This is a genomic window from Vibrio sp. DW001 (genome assembly GCF_029016285.1).
In the GTDB taxonomy this organism is placed as follows: domain Bacteria; phylum Pseudomonadota; class Gammaproteobacteria; order Enterobacterales; family Vibrionaceae; genus Vibrio.
The window spans coordinates 1,001,267-1,022,867 of record NZ_CP091975.1 but is presented as its reverse complement, the minus strand read 5'-3'; the positions used below and the strand labels follow the sequence as shown (position 1 = coordinate 1,022,867).

Here is a 21,601-nt window from a genome sequence, read left to right as displayed (position 1 = left end):
TATGGCATGGCTGGTCGAACATAAACACCTAACAAAGCAGCGTATTTTATCGAGTGCGGCTAAATTATTTGCTTTAAATGGTTATGCTCAAGTGAGTATTAACGAAGTGATGGCTGACGCACAGTTAACGCGAGGTGCTTTTTATAACCACTTTAACTCTAAATCAGAGCTATACGCTCAATCTATTGTCAATTCAGCGAAAGGGATAGCCAACTCATTCGCGGCAAGTGATCCAGAGAAGTTGATTCTTACCTACTTGAGTCAAGATCATAACAAAGGGGGAGAACCACGCTGCCCCTTGGCGTTTCTAACAACTGATATTACTCAAAGAGATGAGCAAGTACGTGATGCTTATACTCAAGTTTTTAAAGGGTTTGTTCACCGTTTTACTCAACATGATGGACAACAAGATATGGCCCAAGCTTTACAAAAAGCGGTCTTGTTGATTGGAGGGTTGGCAATTTCTCGGGCGATAAATGATGAAGCCTTATCGGAACAGCTATTAAAGTCTTGTCAAAGCGCTTTATTGCAGAAAGAGTAAATACATTTTAATACGAGGAGTGGTGACGGTTGGGAGCGTCTTATTTCCCTGATATTTCGATAAGTACGCCGTTGCCATCTGTGACCAAAAAACCTCTTTCCAACAAGACTTCATCATCTCTTAAACAAAGTAAGCTGCCTGCTGGTAGATGAATAGATTGTGTTTCTACCGTGTTGACATTCGGATAGATCGTACAAGCGTTATTAGCATAAAACGCACTAAATACATGGTCATCCGAGTCGGATAGCATCAACAGTTGCCCAGAAGTAACGGCAGAAACCTTAGCTTGTGTGTCCACCTCTCGAACCATAATGTTGAGGTCTTCAATCGCCTCATTTTTTAATGTGGCGTAGGTTTTGTCACCACCAGAGAAACGCGCGATATCTAACGGGTTATTCAATGTATAAGAATGGTTGTGGGATTGACTCTTATGCTCCAGTGTCATGCCATTACCAGACAAGAGAACCAAAGTGCGATGTAACCCGCTAAAATCCGAAAATAACCCATTGTCTATGACACGCGCTTGGCTAATTCGAAAGCGTAACCCGTTTTGATCGTCACTACGTTGGATCTCAAATGTTTTACCAAGGCCATTTTTCCATGGCATACATTTGTATTCGCTCTTCATAATTACTTGGAAATTAGGCATCAAATATCTCTTTATTTTGAATGGCTATAACGCCGACATACACTTCAGAATCTAAGGTGTAAGAACCTAAGGTGTATATCGCTTTTATGTCACTTATCAGGTCTCAACATTTGGCATTAATAAATCAAACGATAACCTGTTGCTTTCTTGACCATTAAAAATAATCGATAGTTCATGAGCACCAGTGTAGAACTTTCTCGTCGTTATGATTTTAAAGTTTTGCTTTCTTTTTATCTCGTACATACGGTTAGGCTCGACTTCTCGCTCACTAATTTTGAACACTTTTTTAGAAAGCTCACCATTATTCTTCTTATAATAGAGCCCATACTCAAGCCTTAACATTTGGGTCTTTTTGCCCGTATTCACAATAGTAAAAGAGAATGCCAACTGGTCACCAATATAAACGGTGGGTGTCAATATCTTAAAATTAGACAATTCGATATCCCGGCTATCAAACCCAAACAATTCAAGAACCTCTGGCACACCTTGCTTCAACATAGTTCTGCAAGCATGCTTAATGAGGGCGTCTATGGGTTTGTTTTGACCATGCCATTCTCTAGCCAACTGAATCACTGTCGTCGCATTATCTTTAGAAATATCGTTAAGATTATTCGCCACACTGCGCCTGACGATGTCACATGGATCATTCTTTAGATTTCTTAGGATTGATAATATTGGCGCTGGATCGATTTTAAAGCTAGGCAGAGCCATCGCCCAAGGCAACCTAGGCCTCGAGCCTTCACTCGCTAACCTTCTCACCATATTATTTTCGTGTACGGTCCATTGCAACATCTGCGCAAGCATCTGCTCTTCATATTTAATGATGAAAGGTCGTACTGCGAATTCGCAACTAGTAAATTGAGTGACCACTTCAAACGCTGAAATAGCATGCTCATAATTATCGAGTCCATACATCGAAATGTATTCAGGCAAAAACATATATTCAATGCTTTCTTCCTTCATACCCGCGGCACGTAAATTCTCGATCAATTGTTTTAGCGTCGAGCTAGACTCAACAAAATCATCAGAAAGAAAATGGTGCAATACCTTAGCCGTGTGAGTCATCCTTTGCTTCAATTCATAACCAGCGAATTCATCGCTGAATATCAACTGTATAAATTCATCTTTATCAAAAAGAGGAATGGTAAGCGCTAAGGTCTCAGAAAACGTGTTATAAAATGATGCTGAATATATGTCTTTAAATAGGTTACTCATAACGTCCTGTTTCAATTGCGCTAAAGGCAATGGTAAGTTTTGGTTACGTTTACTCTGTCCGCTTCAAGAGCCAGACAACCCAAAAATACGGTGGTATTCAGAACTATCTAGTAGCCGAGTAAGGATACGATCTACCCCTTCTCCAGTGCCTCCCAAAGGTTCTTGTAGTGGATATTGGCGATATAACTGCCCATAGGCATTATCTGCAAATTCATCCAGTGGTTGAGTTTTTAATTCAGCCTTGTTTTTCATATTTTTCAAATGAGTGCCGGTAAAATTTCATTGATTGGGGTCAAGCCAACCTTCTTTCATAAAACCAGAAGCTTTACGTTCACAGCGGCAAGGATTAGAAAGGTCAACCAACCCACATTTATTTTGCATGAAACTATGTAAATCTCGGCGTGCACGAGATAATTGTTGTCTGAAATTACCCGGGGTAATCGCAAGTATATCTGCCGCGGTTTCTTCAGCAGCTTGCTGAGATGACCATGCAACAAAATCAATATAGTCTCCCCCTGTGTTCACTGAAGATAATGCCATGCCAGCATATAGCTTTGAACCATTTTCTAATTCTAGATAAACAGCTGAACGAGACTTTTCTTGTGTTGCTATCTCTTTTACCGAATAAGCCGCTAATTCAATCACAGCCTCAGTTCCATGAATGATTCTAACCCAGTAATGGATGACACTGATTGAAAATAGCCAAAGAGCTCTAATTCTTGAGCCTTACTTGAAAATGAATCACGAACAAATTTGGTTGTCCAAGTGACATTGATTTCTTCCCACAGGCTAATGTCCGCAAGTAAATAGGGGTCAGCCAAAGATTGCAGATGAATATCGCGAATGAAGCCTGGTAGTGATAATTTTTTTCATTATTTTCCCTATATTTCTCTTAAGACCACCTAAAAAATTCAGGCTCTATAGGGTTAGACGCAATACAAGAAAGGACTGTTACAGTTTGCAGATGATTTTATAAAATTATTTATCTCTGTGCTCTATTTATCAAATGATATTAGTGACATCCAGAAAAAAACCAGCGCACATCAGCACTGGTTTTCCATTTATTAATCGAACTAAATACGTAATCTATATTACTTTGTATCTAAGAACTTAACCGCTTTATCAGTGAAATCCGTAAAGACGCCGTCAACGCCTACTTTGAAGTAAAACACATCTAACATGTCATCAAAGTTTTTTGCGTAAGAAGGAATACGACCTTGATCCGCTCTGAACGTATAAGGATGCACTTCTAACCCTGCCGCTTTAGCTTCGGTCATTAATGGTTTAACAATGATATTGTCATTGGTTGACTTGTCGTCAACCAACATCGGTTTCCATGGCCCTATTCCATCCGCATACTTGGCCACTTTTGCCATCGCACCTGGCATGAACATCCAATCATAGTCATAAGGCGTGACTTTTCCTTCCTTATCAACAACCATGGTTTCATTCCAACTTGTTTCCGCTAAAAGCTGCACAACTTTCAGATCGATATTCATCTTCGGCATCAGCACCTCAGCAATACGTTTGGTTTCGATAGGGTCAAAACACTGGACATAAACCATATCGTCTTTGCTGTCATAACCATACGCCTTAAGCGTTTCTAGCACGGCCAAAGAAATGTCTTTTCCTTCCTTTTTATGAAGCCATGGTGCTTTGATTTCCGGATAAATACCGACGCTACGCTTAGTGGATTTATTTAGCCCCTGAATGAGTTCAATGGCTTCCTCAAAGGTAGCTACTTGGAAGTTTGACTGCCACAGTGGGAAGCGATCTGGAAAGCCTGCTTTTGAAAGATCCTGCACCTGATCAGGATCTGAATTGTCCGGTATTTTGAATCCTTCTGTGACTCGCAAAGTTTTAATTTCAGCTAACGTAAAATCAATAGCGAACCAACGCTTTACTCCATCAATTGTGCGAAATCGTTCTGGGTATTTACTCATTACATCGGTCGTGCGGTCCAGGGTATGATCATGTAGAACAACCAGCTTATTGTCTTTAGTCATCACTACATCTTGTTCTATATAATCGGCCCCCATAAAATAGGCAGCAGAATACGCTTCAAGGGTGTGCTCAGGAAGGTAGCCACTTGCACCTCGGTGCGCTATAACAAGTTTATCTGAACTGGCAAACACCGACCCCGCAATGGAAGCCAGTATCGCAGCAGTAATAAGTTGTTTCTTCATTCTTTAGTCCTTTTTTGTAATCACTATTTTTATATCTAATAAACAAAACGGATTTATTACTTCCTGTCAAAATTGACGCAAACGACTACCAACCTAAAATGAATCGAACGTTCGATTCTCACTACCCAAAAGCCTCTTACATAAGAGGATAAAAACAGCAAAGCAATACCATTCATGATTTTCATTCATAGAAAACGAACATAAAATCAATTATTTTCGAACGAATAATGCTCATATGAACATAAGGTTACCGTGACAAAGTCCTAAGAAATGATTTTACATAACGTAACGGGGGAATCAATGGGAGCGATATCACTATATATATTATTGTTTTAAAAGAATCTAGATGCTAAATAGATTACAGAAATGAAAAAAATATCGCTTGAAATCTGAAGTAGTCGACGTGTGATTTATCTATAAAACATAGAATAGCAACCAATACGAGCATTAAACGAAACCACCTTGTATTGTCTATTCTTAGGCCATACAAGGTGGTTTCTGACAACGTATAACATTGGCAAAAACCATGCTCATTTAAATTTTAAAGACCCCGACTTACGTATCAAGATTTCTGGAAATATCACTGAGCTTTCCAGATGTAGTCGCAATATTTTGACTCTGTTCTGCGTTCTCACTCGTCGCATCTTTGATGCCTGTTAGTCTCTCACTGATATCTTCTGTGACTATTGCTTGTTCCTCTGCGGCAGTAGCAATAGAGTTTGTCATCTCTTTAATCTTAAATACCAACTCACCGATATCCGCTAATGACATCTACCATACTTGATACTGAATGAGTAAGTTGTTCCATCCTTTCGACAGAGACGGAAAGCTGATGAGACAACTGATTTACAGAATCTAAACTTAGTTGCATTGCTTTTTGGCCACACTCTGTCTGATTATTTATTGATTCAGCATGGCTAGCTGCATCTACACAGTTCTTGGCGACTTTTTGACTAGCGACTGAATTCTCATAGACAGACGTGGCAATACTTTCGACCGATAGACGCTGCTCTTCTGAAATGACTAAACTCGATTGAGCCACCCTCTTTAATTGTTCAGAATTAGCCCGAGTGCTTGTCGAATCACTTCGGATATCTCGGAGCAATCCAGACAATGTCGAGATCATTGTGTTGAACGTTTTCACTAAGCTCGCGATTTCATCATTTCCTGCCACAGAAATATTACGGGTAAGATCCCCTTCTGCAACCAAGGTGGTTTCATCAATAAGATTCAGTATTGGCTTAAGTATTTTTTGGTGAATAATTACATATGCAGAAACTAATATAATAAATATAAAGAGTGTAAAATCTAGCGTTGTATAACCGAGTGTAGAACTGGTTTTTTCTATACCACTTAATGCTTGACTGGTGCGAACATCGAGTTTTTCAATAAACAGATCAGCGGGCTCGTTAATCTCCGTTAGATGATTTCCATAGGTGTTGGTAAATAAAGATTCGACCGCTACCAACCATCTACTGATTTCCTCTGGTGTCAGTTCTTGGATCGCTTTATTCGTCATCTTATCCGTTACTTCAAAAGCACTAGTTTCAATAGCCGCAATCGGTCCGTTTACCGAAAGATCATTGGATTTATTCAGTAAGTTCTTTTCTTCTTCGGTAAAACCCATTTGAGATATTTGACTATCGTAGCTATCAAGTACCCCATCAGACCAAGGGATTTCACCATTACATACTAGAAAATTTGTTTGATGGGTATCTCAAAATGTCACTAATATCGGAAGCATAATTCGATAATTGATTCTAATTGGGGGCGTATCTCAATGACACCTTCACAACTCTGCTCTTTCTTTATCTAACAGTGCTCGTTTGCGTTCCAACCCCCATCGATATCCTCCCAAAGAACCGTCACTCCTTAAAACACGGTGACAAGGGATTAATACGCCGACAGGGTTTTTCCCGCACGCCGTTCCTACCGCTCGAACTGCTTTAGGATTATCGATTTGTTCTGCGACTTCACCGTAACTTACTACGTCCCCTTCTTTGATACTGAGTAAAAACTGCCACACTTTTATCTGAAATGCCGTCCCTCTAATATCGAGAGGTACATCTGGTCTGGGAGCGCCCAGATTGACATGTTTGTCCAAGGCATCCATCCAATTATCTAAATCGAGGGCATTTTGCGCTGCAGAAAGAGCCAGCTCCGCGTTGGGGAACTCTTTGGACAACAAGGAAAGCAGAATACTTCTATCGTCACCAAACTGCACAGAGCAGACTCCCTTACCTGTGGCAGCCATCATCATGTGTCCGAATGCTGTTTTTCGGCAAGCATAGTGAATAACCTCACCGTCACCACCCGCGCGATAGGCTTTCGGTGTCATACCAATATTGCGAGTAGCCTCACCGTATATTCGACTTATAGAGCCGAACCCTGAGGAATATATTGCATCGGTTACATTATCTCCCTCTTTTAGCGAGCGCTTGAATATGCGCATTCGAATTGCGTCCTGATACTGTTTTGGGGAGACACCAAATACATTCTTAAATACCCTCTGTAATCGAGACGGAGAAAGGCCCGCTATGTCGCCTAATTGCAACAGTGTTATTTTATCTTCTATGTGCTCTTCAATATAACGAACCACTTCGATAAGCTTTTCTGTTTTTGCATTTTTTCCTGCGGGATAGCAACGTTTACAAGGTCGATATCCCGCTTGAATCGCAGATTCGATGTCAGGTAAGAACCTTATATTTTCTGGATGAGCAGATTTAGTAGGACATGAGGGCATGCAAAACACACCGGTCGTAATAACACCGTAGTAAAACTGTCCGTCATAGGACTTATCTCGGCTTTCTATTGCCTTTTTCATCAGGTTTTCAGACGGCATTGCCATGACTGCACTCTCTTTATAGCGAATAACAAAACCATATCACCATACTTTCATTTACTCTTCTATCTGATTCTTGCCGAACAATTTTAGATAGCACATAAAGTAGAGAAATGAATATGACGCAATATTCGGATGTTTTCGTCCTTCAGGGTCAACGAGTATGAATTCAACACATACCAATACAAAATGGAATCGACGATGACATCTTCTATCAATCATGCTATGAATTCGAAAGTATGGTTCATGCTCCTTTTACTGTCGATCTTATGGGGCGGGTCATTTTTCTTCGTGGGCATAGCGATGAATGAACGGCCTCCAATAACCATCGTCACTCTTAGAATGGGTATTGCTGCGGCAACACTATGGGCTATCGCACTGATGATTGGGCTTCGTCCACCAAAAAGCCTAAAAGTATGGGGTGCTTTTTTGACGATGGGGTTATTAAACAATGTCGTCCCATTTGTTCTTATTGTATGGGGGCAAACTCAGATTGCGTCTGGATTGGCTTCGGGTTTAAATCCAGTGGTAACGGCAGCAGGACAAGTCACCGCCTCAACACTCATATTGCTACCTATCGCTTTAACCGTTGACGGTCCAATTGAGCTATTGAGTACCAATACTAAAACATGGGCCGCCATTACAAGGCTAGCCGTTTTTTCAACGGCTATTGCTTATGTTCTTTATTTCAAGATACTTGAACTGGCGGGAGCAACAAACGTATTACTGGTAACACTGCTCGTTCCTGTCTCCGCCGTTCTACTTGACTTATTGTTTCTCAACGAATCATTGGCGTTGATTAATTTTCTAGGCATGTTGCTGATTGCATTCGGATTGTCATTTATTGATGGCCGCCTATGGCTCTGCATCAGATCTGCTTTTGCTTAGTAATACTCAATGGAGGGAACATGGATAACGAAAAGGGACATCCACAAATCATAGGTGAATATCCCTTTTATTTTTGCTGCCGTTCTAAGATGCGATTACCGACAATAAGAGGATATCGCTAATAACACTTTACGTTTATCGTCTAATACTAAATTTTGAAGCGATTAACTATTGCGACAAGTTGACTGTTCACTTCAGCGACATCTTCAGCATCCTTCAAAGACCGTTGACCGTTATTATCTAGTTCATTAACAATCTCGCTAATCGACGTCATGTTTTTACTTAGTTCTTGCGTGACACAGCTTTGTTCCTCTGCAGCCGTTGCAATTTGTGTACTAAGATCATGGATATCATCCACATAATTGCTCATCGTTTCTAGGCTGACCGCAACCTCTCCTGCACCATCAGCAGTATCTTGACAACGAGATTTGGTATTGGCCATTGAACTCACAACTGCATCGGTTCCTTTCATCAAGCTGTCTAAAGCCGATTCAACTTCCTGCGTGCTGTCTTTCGTTCTACTTGCTAAATTTCGGACTTCATCAGCTACGACAGCGAATCCACGGCCTTGTTCACCCGCTCGTGCAGCTTCAATGGCTGCATTCAGAGCCAGTAAGTTTGTTTGCTCTGCAATTTCACTAATGACACTCAAAATACCATTAATGCTGTGTGTCTCTTTGTTCATGTTCTGCACATTATCAGCAGAGACATCAACATCCGCGATTAAACCCGAAACGGTGTCCTGAGATAGCGTCGCAATTCGTTTAGATTCAACACTCGTCGCATTCGCTTTTTCGGTTAGACTGGCCGTATTTGCCGCATCACTTGCCATTGAATCCGCTGTCGCATTCATTTCTTCAATTGCGGTAACGACCTGCTCAGTCTCAGAAACATGATTCTGTAAGATATTACTATTGGTTTCAGATTGCTCCCTCATTCTCCCTACATTAGATTGCAACGTAGTGGTTACTTCCCGAATTTCAAGCATCATATCTTGTAAATTTCCGATGAACTTATTAATACCCTGAGAAATATCTCCAAGCTCGTCGTTCGTTTCAACGTTTAGTCGCTGTGTTAGGTCTGCATCACCACTAGCAAGATTCGTAATAGTTTCTCTTAATACCAAAATAGGCTTATACAACATTTGAATCAGCAGATAACTTAATATCAAACTCAGAATGACTGCAATCACCGATACATAGATAGCCTTATTTCTCGATTCTTCAAGTTTAGCAAACGCAACCGACTTATCTAGGCCAACAGCAAAGTACCAATCTTTGTCGCCTGCATTAATTCGATGAGTAAACAGCACTTTCTTTTGCCCATTCAATTCATATTCAATCACAGAGCTCTCTTTCGTTACTGCGTCAAGCGCTGCATCCTTAAACCAGGCGAATTCAGTCCCTTTTTGACCAGCCTTAATTGCGGAAGATGACGAAGCCAAAAACATGGTATCGTGATTTAGGATAACCGCAGTTGCGCCAGAAATATCATTAGACTGTTTAACCAAGGCATTCAAAAAATCAAGTTTCATATCTACCGAAATAGTTCCACCTTTGATTTTCTCTATAATCGTTAACCAATACACATCACCATCTCTATATGGTTCTGTTACGGTTGTCCCTGAAGAGTTTCTGCCGTCTTGATACCAAGAACTTTGTGTCACATCACCATCAAATTTGTGATTTGGCCAACTGTCCGTAATCTGATTCCAATAAGCATCGCCAGATTCAAAAGCCAATACTGCACTATTTAAATTCATCGCGTTTGCTAAGAAAAATGTTTGGTCAATTACCTCTTGCTCGCTGCCCTCAAACTTTTTGTTTTTGTAGAGTTTCGCTAGCTTATTAATGCCGCCCACTTTTTCATTAATTAGAGTCTCAATAACTCCAGATTTTGCTTCAACATAGTTTTTACTTTCGTTGATAACGCTTTCCGTTAGCGCCTCTTTTTCTTGGAGATAAAGAACAAAACTTACCCCTGATACGGAGAGCCCAACCAGGAGCATTACGGATACAAGCAACAGTTTTTTAAGACCCAGCTGTTTGAGATTCAACATATACACCCTACTTCATAATCATTTGACACTCGGAAAAACCCGCGTTCATTTATTGCTAATTGTAATTAGAATATCGGCAGTTATACCATTTTCCTTAACAATATTTTCACATGGTTTGGTACCCGACACCTGATTTCACTTAGCGTCTAGGTAAAAGCACCGAACTGAGGTATATGTCGCTTTAATTTTCTTTAACTTATTTGAAGGGAAGAGACTAACCGAGAATGACCGAGAGGGCATACACCTTGAAACCTAAAGCGTGTGTCCTCCAATTCCATCTTTAATTTAAGACCCAGCTAACGAATTGACTATGATGTTATTTACGCGCCAAAAGCAGTGAATATTTTCTTAATAAATAGGTCTTTTTGCTTCATGTTGATGAGCGGTTTAAACGTCGTCACAGCGAATGGGAGCTCGGCAACACCACTTTTTTGTCTTGTAGGAATAAGCGCTGTTAAGGGGTTGCGTTTATATCCTTTTACCTTCTTATTCTTCAACTTCCTGACTATCGACTTGGCAACATATTCGCCCTGCTGTTGAGCGAGATAACTCAACTTGGGTTCACCTACGTCAGCAACATCACCTAATGCATATAAATTATTTTGTCCCACAACTTCCAATTGAGCATTCACTTTAATGAACCCTTTACTGTCTAAGATATGAGGCAAATGGGATTGTAAGAAATCACTGTTCGGCAATGTACCTACAGCCAAAAAAACAAAATCTGCATTGCTGATTTTTCCAGTGTTTTTATCTACATATTCTCCATCGACATTTCGGTAGTTGGTATTGAATTCAACCTCAACACCAAGGTTTTTCAACTGCTCTAATGTAATTCTGCGTGTTTTCTCTTTAAAGCCGTCTAATAACGCATCTGTGTTATGGGCCAACACTGTTTTCTTTTCAGGAAACGTGTAAGCAATTTCGCCAGCTAATTCAACACCAACCACACCACCTCCGACAATAAGTACTTTATCAGCAGATTTTAGCTCGCCATGGTATCTACGCATTTCACCATTTCGCGCTTCTAAATCCAATGCCGTGTTTGACTTGGCCAGAGGCATGGTTGGATAGCGAGTTCCTGAAGCAATAATGGCGTTTTTAAACTCAATTGATGAGCCATCTTCCAATGTCGCGACTCCATTTTGAAGTTCAGTAACACCGCTTTGAATGAATGATCCCGACAAAAAGTCTTTGTATTTTTTTCTGGCATCATTTTTCATCATGTCAGGTTCTGCCACGTTGCGTAAGGTAGCAAAGGTCACCTCAAAGTAATCTTTTTTATCAACCAACAATGACAAAGGGTATATTCCAACGGAAGCTGGGTTAGATATCATGCGTTTAGGAGAGGTGACCGAAAACCAGTTTTCACAAATCACCTCTCAGATAATGAGTAAAGAACAAGCACTGGAAATCGGTAGTGGTATTAGCGCTCTACCAAAAGAAATTATCGATATATTACAAAGCACTAAAGACGCACCAATTAACCTTAAAGTTTGAATTTTAATGGCGCCATAACGGGGGCATACACCTTAAAAACTCAAGTGTATTCCCCCTCAGTTATCTACTAAAAACTACCCTGCACGACTTCCATTAGGCACATCTGCTTCTGGCATGGCTAGACAAGGGGTTAATTTGTCTTCATACCCAATGTCAAAAAGCATTCCTTGCGATATTTCTCCCGCCATTTTTCGCTCTGGGAGATTGACGACAAATAACGCCTGTTTGCCTTCAATTTCTCTCGGGTTCTCCCGTTCTTGTTTAATACCAGCAAGAATTGAGCGCTCGTGATCACCAAAATCGACCAATAATTTCATTAACTTATCTGATTTTTCTATCTCAGATACTCGAGTGATTCTGCCAACTCGTATATCAAGTTTCGCAAAATCATCAAACGAAATAAGCGCTTTAATTGGTGCTGGAGTCATGTTAATTTCCTTTAATTATTATAAGTAGATAAATGTCTGTATAGAACTAAACACAATTATGACAGATTGAAAAGTTAAGGCTGGTTAATAATATATAAGACATGCTTATTTAGGAGAATCACACTATGCCAACTGTCACGGTTCTAAACGTTTTTGGGTGAACGTCCTTTCACCTTTCCATTCAGATGATTTCGTAAATGAAAACTCCGGAGAGTAAAGCGCATTCGTCCTTAAGATCAAAAAAGGTCGTCAAAGGAGTTCAACTTGACCTCTCTAAACGACCTTTCAAGATTCGCAGGTAGATTTACTTCTGAAGTTGTTCTTTCGCTGCTTCTACTTTTGAAAAATCTAACCCTAACTCATTGACTGCTTCTTTAATCAAAGCGGGGTTTTGCATCACCTGTCCCATTAAAAGCTGAAGCTTATCTTGAGGTAAACCCAGTTGACCGATTGATGCCATTGCCGCAAGAGGATTCTGTGTCAGCACTTCAAAAAGCTCACGGATCTGTTCGTCGCTAATATTATTCTCTTTCAACATTGCAAGAATTGGGTTCATCACACTACCTTTTAAACACTAAATAAAATAGACAGACAGTCTAGCATTTGACTCAAAATGATGACACTCAGAACTGCTACCTTTTCACTTTGGCTTATTTACTGAACCAACAGATCGAGACCTGTTGGCTTATCGAATTCTAAAACTGCATGATATTAAATATTATTGTTATCGCGAGCGTCGAAATGATAGTCAACATTCACGATAGCGCGGTAAGATATTGCACCGCGAGCTTCAGGTAATGCTTCAATTGTATAGTCTAGCTCAAGCCTACAAACTGAATTTTCTTCCCAATTTAGCGAACAGATTTCGCGATTAGTATTTAATGCGTATTCCTAATGTTTAACTAGTTGTTAGTTAAAACATACGATAGAATTTGGTCTTTTTTTGGCATAAATCTCATTTTTATAGAAAAGCATATCTACTTATTCAAGATAACAGCAAGTTGAGCCGATATAAGTACATAAATTAATGCCTATATAAAAAGAGCGCTATTAAGTATTTGTTATTTCTAAATTATAAGAAGCTAAGCAAAATGATGTGTACTGAGATTACTTGATACACATATTTGACTGGCTTTGATAAATAGTTAGTTGAAATTATTGTAATTTTTTATAAATGTGGTGAGTATGAATCAATTTAAAGTAAGAATATCAGGCACTATTGGAGCGATAATCGCTATTATTGTGGTGATCCTGATTGCAATCAGTTTTATATCGTTTAAAAGCGAGAGTATTGCACTAAATAAAAATGTATTACGAGAGAAAAATGCTACCGTAGAAGCGAGTTTAGATCAAAAAATTATCGGTTATCGCAATGTTCTTTCTGGTGTTAAAGTCAGTATGTCCGACATCAAAGATGATGGATTAGCTGATAAAGCCATCACTCAGTTAGAGATGCTCTATAGGACTCAAGCGAAACTCATTGAAGGCGCCTATATCATTGATGTCGGTGGCCGGATTTACGACGTTGAAGGAAAAAAACTTGATTTCAACGTTAAAGACTTAGGACGTTCATATTACAAAGCCGTATTTAACGAAGGTAAACAATTTTTCTTTTCTGCACCATTTGTGTCAGCAGTCACTAATAAAGAAATTGTCGCGATGGCATACAAAATAGATGGTTCTGTTGCCGTTATCACTACCGTATATCTTGATTCTTTGCTTGAGTCTGTAGCGAATCGTCAAGATATTTTCTTATATACAGAAGATGGCACTATCTTAGTTTCACCTTCTATTTATACAGAAATGCGTGGGAAGAACATCTACAAAGAGCGTCCATTGTACAAAGGTTTCAGCGTGAGTCGCCCAGAACTACATTACAGTGCTTTGGTTAATCGTGAGGAAACAGACTTTACCGCATTCTGGACCAAGTTAGATATAACTGGATGGAAGTTCGTCACTTTCATTAAAGATGCTGAGATTGAAAAAGGCGCAGACAATCAGCTACTTACTTCAGCTATTGTCGGTACGGTAAGCTTATTATTAGCACTTGGTATTTTAATGCTTACGGTTGAAAAGCTTGTTCTGAAGCCTGTAGGGGGCGCGCCAAATGAAATTGCCTCGCTGATGGAAAAAATGGCAGAAGGGGATTTTTCTCAATCCATTACATCATCAGGCAAAGAAACCGGAATTTACCTTTCACTTATCAAGCTTTCTAATCAATTGTCAGAATTAATAAAGAATACTCATGGTATTTCGGAAAGTGTCTCTTCGGCTTCCACTGAATTGAACGCTATTATGAATGAAACCAAATCCAACGCTCAAGAAGAATTGGGTAAAATGGAACAAATATCAACCGCTATTAATGAGCTTTCCTCTACTTCACAAGAAGTGAGCGATAGAGCCCTCATGGCAGAAGAAGAAGCAAAAGGCGCAAGACAAAGTGTCAATAATGGCAAACTTACTTTAGAGAAAAACATCGGATTGACAGACACCATCAATACTTCAGTAAACGAGAGTGCCAACATAGTCAATGAGTTACGCCAGTTTGCCATCGAAATCGGTTCTGTTACCGAAGTGATTAACTCTATTTCAGAGCAAACCAACTTACTTGCACTGAACGCTGCCATCGAAGCAGCTCGTGCAGGTGAACATGGTAGAGGCTTTGCAGTCGTTGCAGATGAAGTACGTAGTCTGGCGTCCAAAACACAAGAGTCAACGGTCAGCATTCAAGAAATTATTGAGAAACTGCAAAAGCAATCGGAAAAAGCTCAAAATAACATGGTGCATAATGTTGAACTAATTGAACAATCGGTTCAGCTTGCTGACAATGTAAAAGCGTCATTTGAAGATATATTTAATGCCGTTGAATCGATATCTGAAATTAACACCTTAGTAGCCACTTCATCACAAGAGCAATTCAAAGTAACAGAAGAAATTTCCGAGATCACAACTAAAGCTTATGATTTGGTTAATGAGAATGTTGAAGGCGTGAATAACACGTTGCAAGCATCGGCTGAGTTATCTCAGCTTGCAGAAACTCAAAAACGAGAACTAGACGTCTTTAAAGTATAACGTCAACTAAAATAATTTTGGAAAATTCGAGCATGAACACTCTAGAGAGAGAAGTTCATAAATGGAGAAACTGACGAGGACTCAAACCTCAAAAATTGTATTACATTGAAATCTATAGTGACAAAAAAGCCAACAGACCGAGACCTGTTGGCTTTTCAAATTCTAAAACTACATGATATTAGTCGTTATTGTTATCGCGGGCGTCGAAATGATAATCAACATTGACGATAGCGCGGTAAGAGATTTCACCGCGAGCTTCAGAGAACTCTTCAATCGTCACAGCTGTGTCGTCCAGCGTAAGGTTAGAGACTGTATTTTCTCCGATGGGTGCCAATTTGAAACGTAATTCAGAATGGTTCGCCGTTTCCAATGCATCAACATAATCAAACCCAGCTTCATACGCGGCCGCTTTAGAAGCGAAACTGGCTGTTGACAGGTTTGCTTCGCTATATACCGTTTGAGTACCTGCAAATGACGTTGCGCTGATTAGGAGAGTTGCGGCTAGAACAGTTAATTTTTTCATCTTATTTACCCTTAAAGTGTCTGTTAAAAATGAGTGACTACTTGTTGGGGTAACTCCCCTTTCACTCGATGACGCTATTATTCACTATTTACATGTGACGTACATCACACATATTCACCATTCATCATGGACGATTTAGCATCAATAGAATGAAAGTTTTAAAACAGAGGTGTTTTGTGACAAAAGCTAACAAGGAGATACATCTTGAAATCTGAGGTGTATGTCTTCGTTTGATCTTCTGCTCGTTCGTTCCCTTTTATATACTGGATTTACTAAAATAGTACTTAAATAATTGGTAGAAGCGACTGACATGTATTGGTTTTTCATTTCTATACTGATGTAAAAAATAAAAGTGCCAGGCTCTTCCTTGAATCTCAGGTAATACTCTAATAATCCGTTCGTCAGAAAGCGCTGGTTGAATTAAGAATTCAGGAAATAATGCGACACCCATATCATTCAACACCATCTCCAGTACGGTTGTTAGCGTGTTTGCTTTCGCACTATGTTCGACATTTATAAATAATTTATTCACGTGTTTATGATTAAATAACTGCAACTTGTCGTGCTGCCAAGGAGTCGCTATAAATTTGTGTTCACTTAATTGTTCTATGTTCTTTATATCTCCATATTGTTTAATGTATCGAGGTGATGCACAAAATATTTCTGATACTTTCCCTATTGATAATGCGCGATAGTTACAGTCGGGTATGTCACCACCAAAAATCGCTGCGTCTAAATTGTGCTCTATCAAGTCCTGCCATTTTCCTGTCACAACCACTTCTGGTTTTATTTTGGGAAACTCCAAGCTCAATTGTCTCAGTACAGGAATGATAAAACTTTTTTCAAAAAAAGGAGGAATGGAAACTTTGAAGCTACCGCTAGGTTGGACTTTTGCACTATCGAGCTCAGTTAGCGTCATACTCAGTTGTTCACTCAATAATTCACTGCGTGCCAGTAACGTCTCCCCTACTGCAGTCAGTACAACGCCGCGAGTATTACGTATCAATAACTGCTGCCCCGTCGATTCCTCTAAGCGCTTTATTTGCTGACTAACGGCTGACTTACTTAAACCTAACTTTTTAGCTGCCGCTGTAAAAGAGCGTCGGTTTGCCACTTCGACGAAAATCAAGAGTAAAGGAGCCAACTTCACACTGTTCATATAATTAAACAACACGTTCATTTTGAGGTTATTGTTTAATATTCGCTAAACTCTTAAGCTGTGTCAACTCAATCAAACAAGGCCATAGTGCAAATGAAAAGTTTAGTTATAGTCGACCTGACACCAATAGATAAAAAACAGATCTCAGAATACAGCGCGCAAGCGGCAGAAACATTGAAGCCTTTTAATGGTCAATTTATTGCCAAAGGTGAAGTGGAAGTGTTACATGGTGAAGCTATTCACCCAATGAAAGCCATCATCCAGTTTCCAGACAAAGAAAGTGCACAAAACTGGTATAACAGCGCTGCATACCAAGCCATTATCCCGCTACGTGAGAAAGGTATGCAAAGTCAATTTCATTTAGTGTAAGGGAATTTTTAGATCAGCAATGTATTCCCTTCATCTAAGAAAATACATTGCTGAAGCAAGCTAACGGTTGTTCAGTCCGAGGTGTGTGTCCTTGTTAGTTACTCGTTAGTTACTTGCTTTATACATAACGGTTTTATGAAACAGAACTGCTATTTATAGGTGTTTTTCTACATCTAACTTCACATCGTTCAATCGAGTAATGACATTGGGTTCACCTTGCATAAAGTCGAAGGGTTTGTCATTCAATGCACACACGGTTCCAACTGCTTTGCCTTTATGCATAATTGGAACACCGTAATAAACACCTAATCCAAATTCAACTAAGTCTGCGTTACCTTTCCACCCTTCATCTTGAGAGGCATCTGAGACTAATAGCGGTTTTTCCGTATCAACGACACGTTCACAATACAGTTCATGACAGCCTTTTTGGTTGCTTTTAGGTCCTGCATCACCCGCGCTATAAATAGGTTGTTCGTTAGCCGCAAACACGACCATTGTCTCTGGCGTCGACTCCATGACCAACAATGAATGCAAGTGATATTGCTGAGCAATTTTATTGAGCTCTAAGGTCAGTACCTCGCGATACTCAACTAACTTTTGAAATCCCATATTAACCTCTATAAGTAAACTAACTACACTAAGCTTTTTTGGTGAGAAGACTATTCGTTAATGTGCCTTCTGTTTTCACATCACGGATAAATAGCAACATGCCACAGCTCCACACAATGCACGCCATACCAAACAATAAACCACCGTCATTGCCAACCACGTCACCCATCGCGTTAAATTCTGGCATTACGACACCTAACGGTGTGAATAAGTGGAAAACAATCGCGCCAGTCATGATACCCACACTCATTGCAGCACCAAAACCGTGTAAACGAGTAAGCAGAAGAGTTGCCGCAATCAGCTCAGCAAAACCAATTAGGTAGCCACCGTATACGCCAAACCACTCAATACCCGACCACTCACCTAGCGTGCCAAAAATATGCTCAGTCTCGTAAGAACCCGAAAACTTAAAGAACAATGACTGAACAAATACAAATACGATAAATACTGATGGAATATGCTTTAACGGAGCAAACTTCATTAGATGGATTCCTTGCTATTTAATTAGATTTGGCCAGTTTTGGTCAGCCGTCGATATATGACCTGCACGGTCTTCGTCCCAACGCTTCTTCACGCCAGCATCGTAATTTAGATAAAGCTTACCATCGACAATTGCCCATAAATCCGGCTCGGCGGAAGCAAAATCGTTTTTGGCAGAAATCGCCCATGCACAGTAACCACCATATTGTGGGGCGTAGCTTTCTGGGTCTGCTTTAAACCTGCTTAGATTCTCTTCTGAAGAAAAATACCAGTCAGCACCTTTGTACTCTACTTGCCATTGGCTATCGCCTTTAACCGGTTGGCCTTCCGTAAAATATGCAACGGTGTCATAACCACTCACTGCTTTATTGCTGAACGTTCCCGTGTAGATCTCGTCAGCGGCGAATGAAGGGAAACTTACAAGCATGATTAATAGGGCAAAAAACTTCTTCATTTGAAGACTCCTGATTCGAAAACCGACGTTGTGTTGAGCGTCGATAGATTGATAATTCATTTATTGTTTAGCAGAAGACACGACAACTGAGATAAAACTTTCAGTCTATGTATTATTTTTTCAATTAGAGAATCAAGATGCGCTAACACGGGGATACATTTGCTCGCTCTCTAACGGAACTGGAGAAACTAATTGAAATACCAAGAATAGCAGTGAGTCCAAGGATGATTACACGAGATTTGATATCCATATTTCGCATTTTTGATGAAATTTATAGGAGTATAGTTGCAATATTAATTACCTGTAAGCCAATCTCCGATATTTAGATGATGACTTGAGTTCAGCATAATAATTTTATCTCGCTTAACAACATCAACGATTAAATCAAGTTCTGTTTTAAAATACCCCTCGTGGCTATCTCTATCTTCGTACTTGTTTTGGTTTTCAAGCATCCATATAAAATCGTTTATTAGAGATAAAGTATTTTACATGGCTTTGCGCTACTATTACTTCATTTCAAACTCAGAACTCTGGTTAAATATCTTGATGACCCCTTTGCATTCCTTATTTATAATCGAAGATGACCCAAAGCTTCGATCAATGTTGGAAGAGTATTTCGTTAAACAAGATTTCGAAGTGACCGCATTTGAAGATGGTATAAACGCAATTGATGCCATTGTCGAACAACAACCCGATATCCTTTTGCTTGATCTAATGTTACCAGGTATGGACGGTCTGACAATTTGTAGACAGATCCGAGCTAAGTATTCGGGTAAAGTTTTAATGTTGACGGCAAGTGATGACGATTTTGACCATGTAGCCGCTCTTGAGATTGGCGCCGACGACTTTGTAAGTAAACCCATTAAACCAAGAGTCTTGTTAGCACGTATTCGTATGTTGCTTAGGCGTAACTCGACAGTTGAACAAGCCGCCAAAGTGGCTTCGAAGTCGACGAATACGCTAGCTCATGGCCAGTTAAGCCTGAATCAAGCTCGTAAAATTTGCTCTCTCAATGGCGTTCAAGTCATCATGCCTGACAGTGATTTCGATCTATTGTGGATACTGGCGAGTTCACCTGATGAAGTGTTGTCACGGGAGGTGCTAACACAGGCATTAAGAGGTATAGAGTACGATGGCCTAGACCGTACTATAGATAACAAAATAGTTAGCCTGCGAAAGAAACTTGGCGATAACTCTTCTACACCAAAGCGCATCATCACAGTGAGAGGCAAAGGGTATTTGTTCGTACCAGATAGTTAAAAGAAAACGTGAGGATGATGATGTATGCGCCGGTTCTATATAGAGGCATTTTTCGGTTTATTGGTGCTGTTCTTCGCGAGTTTAATAGCGTATGACACCATAGTAAATCAACTCAATACCGACAATGAGTATGTACTAGAAGATCTGGAAGGCGCTGCATTTCGAGACATGTTAATGACCATGTCCGATAGTCAGGGACAAGAACAAGTCCTCACTGTCCTAAACGATTTTGTCGGCAATACTACTAAAACTCTCACCGTATTCCCTCGTTCAGACGTTCCTGATGAAGTAAAAAACTACTTCAATAATGACCGAGCGCATCCGTTTACTTTTTACGATGATGAGCGAGATTTTTGGTTTATGCTCTCGTCTCTCGACACCATCTATCGAATTCAACCCGATGCCGATTCATACCTTCGTAAAGCGATCGAGTTTGATGAAGTCATTCTTCTAGGCTTTATCTTAGGCGGTTTCTTTATTTACACATCCGGTCTTATCTGGTTTCTCAGCCGAAAAATAAACTCACTTGAACTGGCCACCATGAAATTTGCCCAAGGTGATTTTAACTTCAGAGCACCGACAGGCAGTAGACATAGAGTGGGTTCGCTCAACGAGAGTTTTAATTACATGGCGAACAAAATTTCTTACCTAATTACGAGCAACCGGTCACTGACTAATTCGGTCGCACATGATTTAAGAACACCAATTTTCAGGATTCAATGGCAAGCCGAGATGTTACAGGACGAGAACTTAACTCAACAACAGCACGAGAAAATCACCAGTATTATCGAAGATACCGAAGAGATGGAGCAGATGGTCGATGACCTGCTTTACTTCGCCAAAGTTGAGCGTCCAGATTCTGTATTGAGCATAGAAAGACTTGAATGCACCCCTTACCTCAAAGGTTTAGTAAACAAATTACCGAAAAATAAAACAGTGATAGTGGATCTTTGCATCACTGAAGGTCTTTTCGTCGAAGCCGATGGCGCCTTACTCAAACGTGCCATCAATAATTTGCTCTCTAATGCCCTGCGGTATGCAGAACAGAACATTCTACTGTCCGCGACAATGGAAAATGATGAAGTGGTATTTATTGTCGAAGACGACGGTCCGGGGATTCCTAGCGATCACTGGAACTTCATTTTCGACCCTTTCTATAGTGCTGACCCGTCTCGAAACAAAGCCAACACGGGATTCGGTTTAGGTTTGGCAATTGTTAAACTTATCACTGAACGACATGGTGGTCAGGTGGAAGTTGGAGCCAGTATATTGGGTGGTGCGAAATTTACTCTGCGGCTCGATCGTTTGTCCGATGAGTCTGACAAACAATGACAAATGATTGACAAGGTCAATATATTGTCAGGTTA

Annotated in this window: 25 protein-coding genes; 7 read left to right on the top strand and 18 right to left on the bottom strand. The window is 40.1% G+C overall.

All coding sequences use genetic code 11. The annotated features are described in order from the left end of the window. Position 1: 1 nt before the first annotated feature. The gene (locus L3V77_RS04920) at positions 2 to 541 is read left to right on the top strand and encodes a TetR/AcrR family transcriptional regulator (RefSeq protein ID WP_275135991.1); all 540 of its coding nucleotides are present in this window, start codon (positions 2 to 4) and stop codon (positions 539 to 541) included. A gap of 40 nt (positions 542 to 581) precedes the next feature. Here the strand turns inward: L3V77_RS04920 and L3V77_RS04915 are convergent, their stop codons facing one another. The 8 genes from L3V77_RS04915 to L3V77_RS04880 all read right to left on the bottom strand — a co-directional run bounded on the left by L3V77_RS04915 (position 582) and on the right by L3V77_RS04880 (position 7,439). Beyond that, positions 582 to 1,190 (bottom strand): HutD family protein, encoded by a 609-nt coding sequence (locus tag L3V77_RS04915; protein WP_275135990.1) that lies wholly within the window; start codon positions 1,188 to 1,190, stop codon positions 582 to 584. Between the two features lie 96 nt (positions 1,191 to 1,286). Further along, positions 1,287 to 2,405, bottom strand: coding sequence for a DNA alkylation repair protein (locus L3V77_RS04910; protein ID WP_275135989.1), 1,119 nt, complete (start codon positions 2,403 to 2,405; stop codon positions 1,287 to 1,289). Between the two features lie 63 nt (positions 2,406 to 2,468). Beyond that, positions 2,469 to 2,657 carry a hypothetical protein gene (locus L3V77_RS04905; protein ID WP_275135988.1) on the bottom strand — a complete coding sequence of 63 codons (189 nt, stop codon included), beginning with the start codon at positions 2,655 to 2,657 and terminating at the stop codon, positions 2,469 to 2,471. Positions 2,658 to 2,684: 27 nt separating this feature from the next. After that, positions 2,685 to 3,050, bottom strand: coding sequence for a hypothetical protein (locus L3V77_RS04900; protein ID WP_275135987.1), 366 nt, complete (start codon positions 3,048 to 3,050; stop codon positions 2,685 to 2,687). 446 nt (positions 3,051 to 3,496) lie between these two features. Further along, positions 3,497 to 4,591 carry a glycerophosphodiester phosphodiesterase gene (gene glpQ / locus L3V77_RS04895; RefSeq protein WP_275135986.1) on the bottom strand — a complete coding sequence of 365 codons (1,095 nt, stop codon included), beginning with the start codon at positions 4,589 to 4,591 and terminating at the stop codon, positions 3,497 to 3,499. 555 nt (positions 4,592 to 5,146) lie between these two features. After that, a complete protein-coding gene (locus L3V77_RS04890) occupies positions 5,147 to 5,362 on the bottom strand; it encodes a hypothetical protein (protein ID WP_275135985.1) in 216 nt (71 codons plus the stop codon). Next, a complete protein-coding gene (locus tag L3V77_RS04885) occupies positions 5,340 to 6,218 on the bottom strand; it encodes a methyl-accepting chemotaxis protein (RefSeq protein WP_275135984.1) in 879 nt (292 codons plus the stop codon). The genes L3V77_RS04890 and L3V77_RS04885 overlap by 23 nt, the downstream gene beginning before the upstream one ends. A gap of 162 nt (positions 6,219 to 6,380) precedes the next feature. Next, on the bottom strand, positions 6,381 to 7,439 hold the full coding sequence (locus tag L3V77_RS04880) for a methylated-DNA--[protein]-cysteine S-methyltransferase (RefSeq protein ID WP_275135983.1): 1,059 nt from the start codon (positions 7,437 to 7,439) through the stop codon (positions 6,381 to 6,383). A gap of 195 nt (positions 7,440 to 7,634) precedes the next feature. On the opposite strand from L3V77_RS04880, the gene L3V77_RS04875 reads away from it, so the two are divergent. Beyond that, complete coding sequence (locus tag L3V77_RS04875) at positions 7,635 to 8,321, top strand: DMT family transporter (RefSeq protein WP_275135982.1); 687 nt, start codon at positions 7,635 to 7,637, stop codon at positions 8,319 to 8,321. Between the two features lie 148 nt (positions 8,322 to 8,469). On the opposite strand, the gene L3V77_RS04870 is transcribed toward L3V77_RS04875, so the two are convergent. Both L3V77_RS04870 and L3V77_RS04865 read right to left on the bottom strand, forming a co-directional pair. Beyond that, positions 8,470 to 10,380, bottom strand: coding sequence for a methyl-accepting chemotaxis protein (locus tag L3V77_RS04870; protein WP_275135981.1), 1,911 nt, complete (start codon positions 10,378 to 10,380; stop codon positions 8,470 to 8,472). A gap of 320 nt (positions 10,381 to 10,700) precedes the next feature. Then, on the bottom strand, positions 10,701 to 11,681 hold the full coding sequence (locus L3V77_RS04865) for an FAD-dependent oxidoreductase (protein WP_275135980.1): 981 nt from the start codon (positions 11,679 to 11,681) through the stop codon (positions 10,701 to 10,703). A 34-nt stretch (positions 11,682 to 11,715) separates the two neighbouring features. On the opposite strand from L3V77_RS04865, the gene L3V77_RS04860 reads away from it, so the two are divergent. Continuing rightward, on the top strand, positions 11,716 to 11,880 hold the full coding sequence (locus tag L3V77_RS04860; RefSeq protein ID WP_275135979.1) for a hypothetical protein: 165 nt from the start codon (positions 11,716 to 11,718) through the stop codon (positions 11,878 to 11,880). Positions 11,881 to 11,954: 74 nt separating this feature from the next. Here L3V77_RS04860 and L3V77_RS04855 read toward each other — a convergent pair whose 3' ends face one another. Both L3V77_RS04855 and L3V77_RS04850 read right to left on the bottom strand, forming a co-directional pair. Further along, on the bottom strand, positions 11,955 to 12,308 hold the full coding sequence (locus L3V77_RS04855; RefSeq protein ID WP_275135978.1) for a tRNA-binding protein: 354 nt from the start codon (positions 12,306 to 12,308) through the stop codon (positions 11,955 to 11,957). Between the two features lie 304 nt (positions 12,309 to 12,612). After that, positions 12,613 to 12,864 (bottom strand): DUF2999 family protein, encoded by a 252-nt coding sequence (locus L3V77_RS04850; protein ID WP_275135977.1) that lies wholly within the window; start codon positions 12,862 to 12,864, stop codon positions 12,613 to 12,615. 629 nt (positions 12,865 to 13,493) lie between these two features. Between L3V77_RS04850 and L3V77_RS04845 the strand changes: the two genes are divergently transcribed. Continuing rightward, positions 13,494 to 15,380, top strand: a complete 1,887-nt coding sequence (locus L3V77_RS04845) for a methyl-accepting chemotaxis protein (protein WP_275135976.1) — start codon at positions 13,494 to 13,496, stop codon at positions 15,378 to 15,380. A gap of 178 nt (positions 15,381 to 15,558) precedes the next feature. Here L3V77_RS04845 and L3V77_RS04840 read toward each other — a convergent pair whose 3' ends face one another. Together L3V77_RS04840 and L3V77_RS04835 are read right to left on the bottom strand one after the other, a co-directional pair. Further along, positions 15,559 to 15,903 (bottom strand): DUF3316 domain-containing protein, encoded by a 345-nt coding sequence (locus L3V77_RS04840; RefSeq protein ID WP_275135975.1) that lies wholly within the window; start codon positions 15,901 to 15,903, stop codon positions 15,559 to 15,561. A gap of 256 nt (positions 15,904 to 16,159) precedes the next feature. Beyond that, a complete protein-coding gene (locus tag L3V77_RS04835) occupies positions 16,160 to 17,062 on the bottom strand; it encodes a LysR family transcriptional regulator (protein WP_275135974.1) in 903 nt (300 codons plus the stop codon). A gap of 93 nt (positions 17,063 to 17,155) precedes the next feature. Between L3V77_RS04835 and L3V77_RS04830 the strand changes: the two genes are divergently transcribed. Next, a complete protein-coding gene (locus L3V77_RS04830) occupies positions 17,156 to 17,431 on the top strand; it encodes a DUF1330 domain-containing protein (RefSeq protein ID WP_275135973.1) in 276 nt (91 codons plus the stop codon). Positions 17,432 to 17,584: 153 nt separating this feature from the next. Here L3V77_RS04830 and L3V77_RS04825 read toward each other — a convergent pair whose 3' ends face one another. The 4 genes from L3V77_RS04825 to L3V77_RS04810 all read right to left on the bottom strand — a co-directional run bounded on the left by L3V77_RS04825 (position 17,585) and on the right by L3V77_RS04810 (position 19,426). Further along, on the bottom strand, positions 17,585 to 18,040 hold the full coding sequence (locus tag L3V77_RS04825) for a GAF domain-containing protein (RefSeq protein ID WP_275135972.1): 456 nt from the start codon (positions 18,038 to 18,040) through the stop codon (positions 17,585 to 17,587). A gap of 28 nt (positions 18,041 to 18,068) precedes the next feature. Continuing rightward, positions 18,069 to 18,521 carry a hypothetical protein gene (locus L3V77_RS04820; protein ID WP_275135971.1) on the bottom strand — a complete coding sequence of 151 codons (453 nt, stop codon included), beginning with the start codon at positions 18,519 to 18,521 and terminating at the stop codon, positions 18,069 to 18,071. Positions 18,522 to 18,536: 15 nt separating this feature from the next. Beyond that, on the bottom strand, positions 18,537 to 18,974 hold the full coding sequence (locus L3V77_RS04815) for a YHS domain-containing (seleno)protein (protein WP_275135970.1): 438 nt from the start codon (positions 18,972 to 18,974) through the stop codon (positions 18,537 to 18,539). Between the two features lie 293 nt (positions 18,975 to 19,267). After that, the gene (locus L3V77_RS04810; RefSeq protein ID WP_275135969.1) at positions 19,268 to 19,426 is read right to left on the bottom strand and encodes a hypothetical protein; all 159 of its coding nucleotides are present in this window, start codon (positions 19,424 to 19,426) and stop codon (positions 19,268 to 19,270) included. Between the two features lie 94 nt (positions 19,427 to 19,520). Here L3V77_RS04810 and L3V77_RS04805 point away from each other — a divergent pair, with 94 nt between their 5' ends. Next, positions 19,521 to 20,234, top strand: a complete 714-nt coding sequence (locus L3V77_RS04805; protein WP_275136697.1) for a response regulator — start codon at positions 19,521 to 19,523, stop codon at positions 20,232 to 20,234. Between the two features lie 24 nt (positions 20,235 to 20,258). Further along, complete coding sequence (locus L3V77_RS04800; protein WP_275135968.1) at positions 20,259 to 21,566, top strand: ATP-binding protein; 1,308 nt, start codon at positions 20,259 to 20,261, stop codon at positions 21,564 to 21,566. Positions 21,567 to 21,601: the final 35 nt, after the last annotated feature.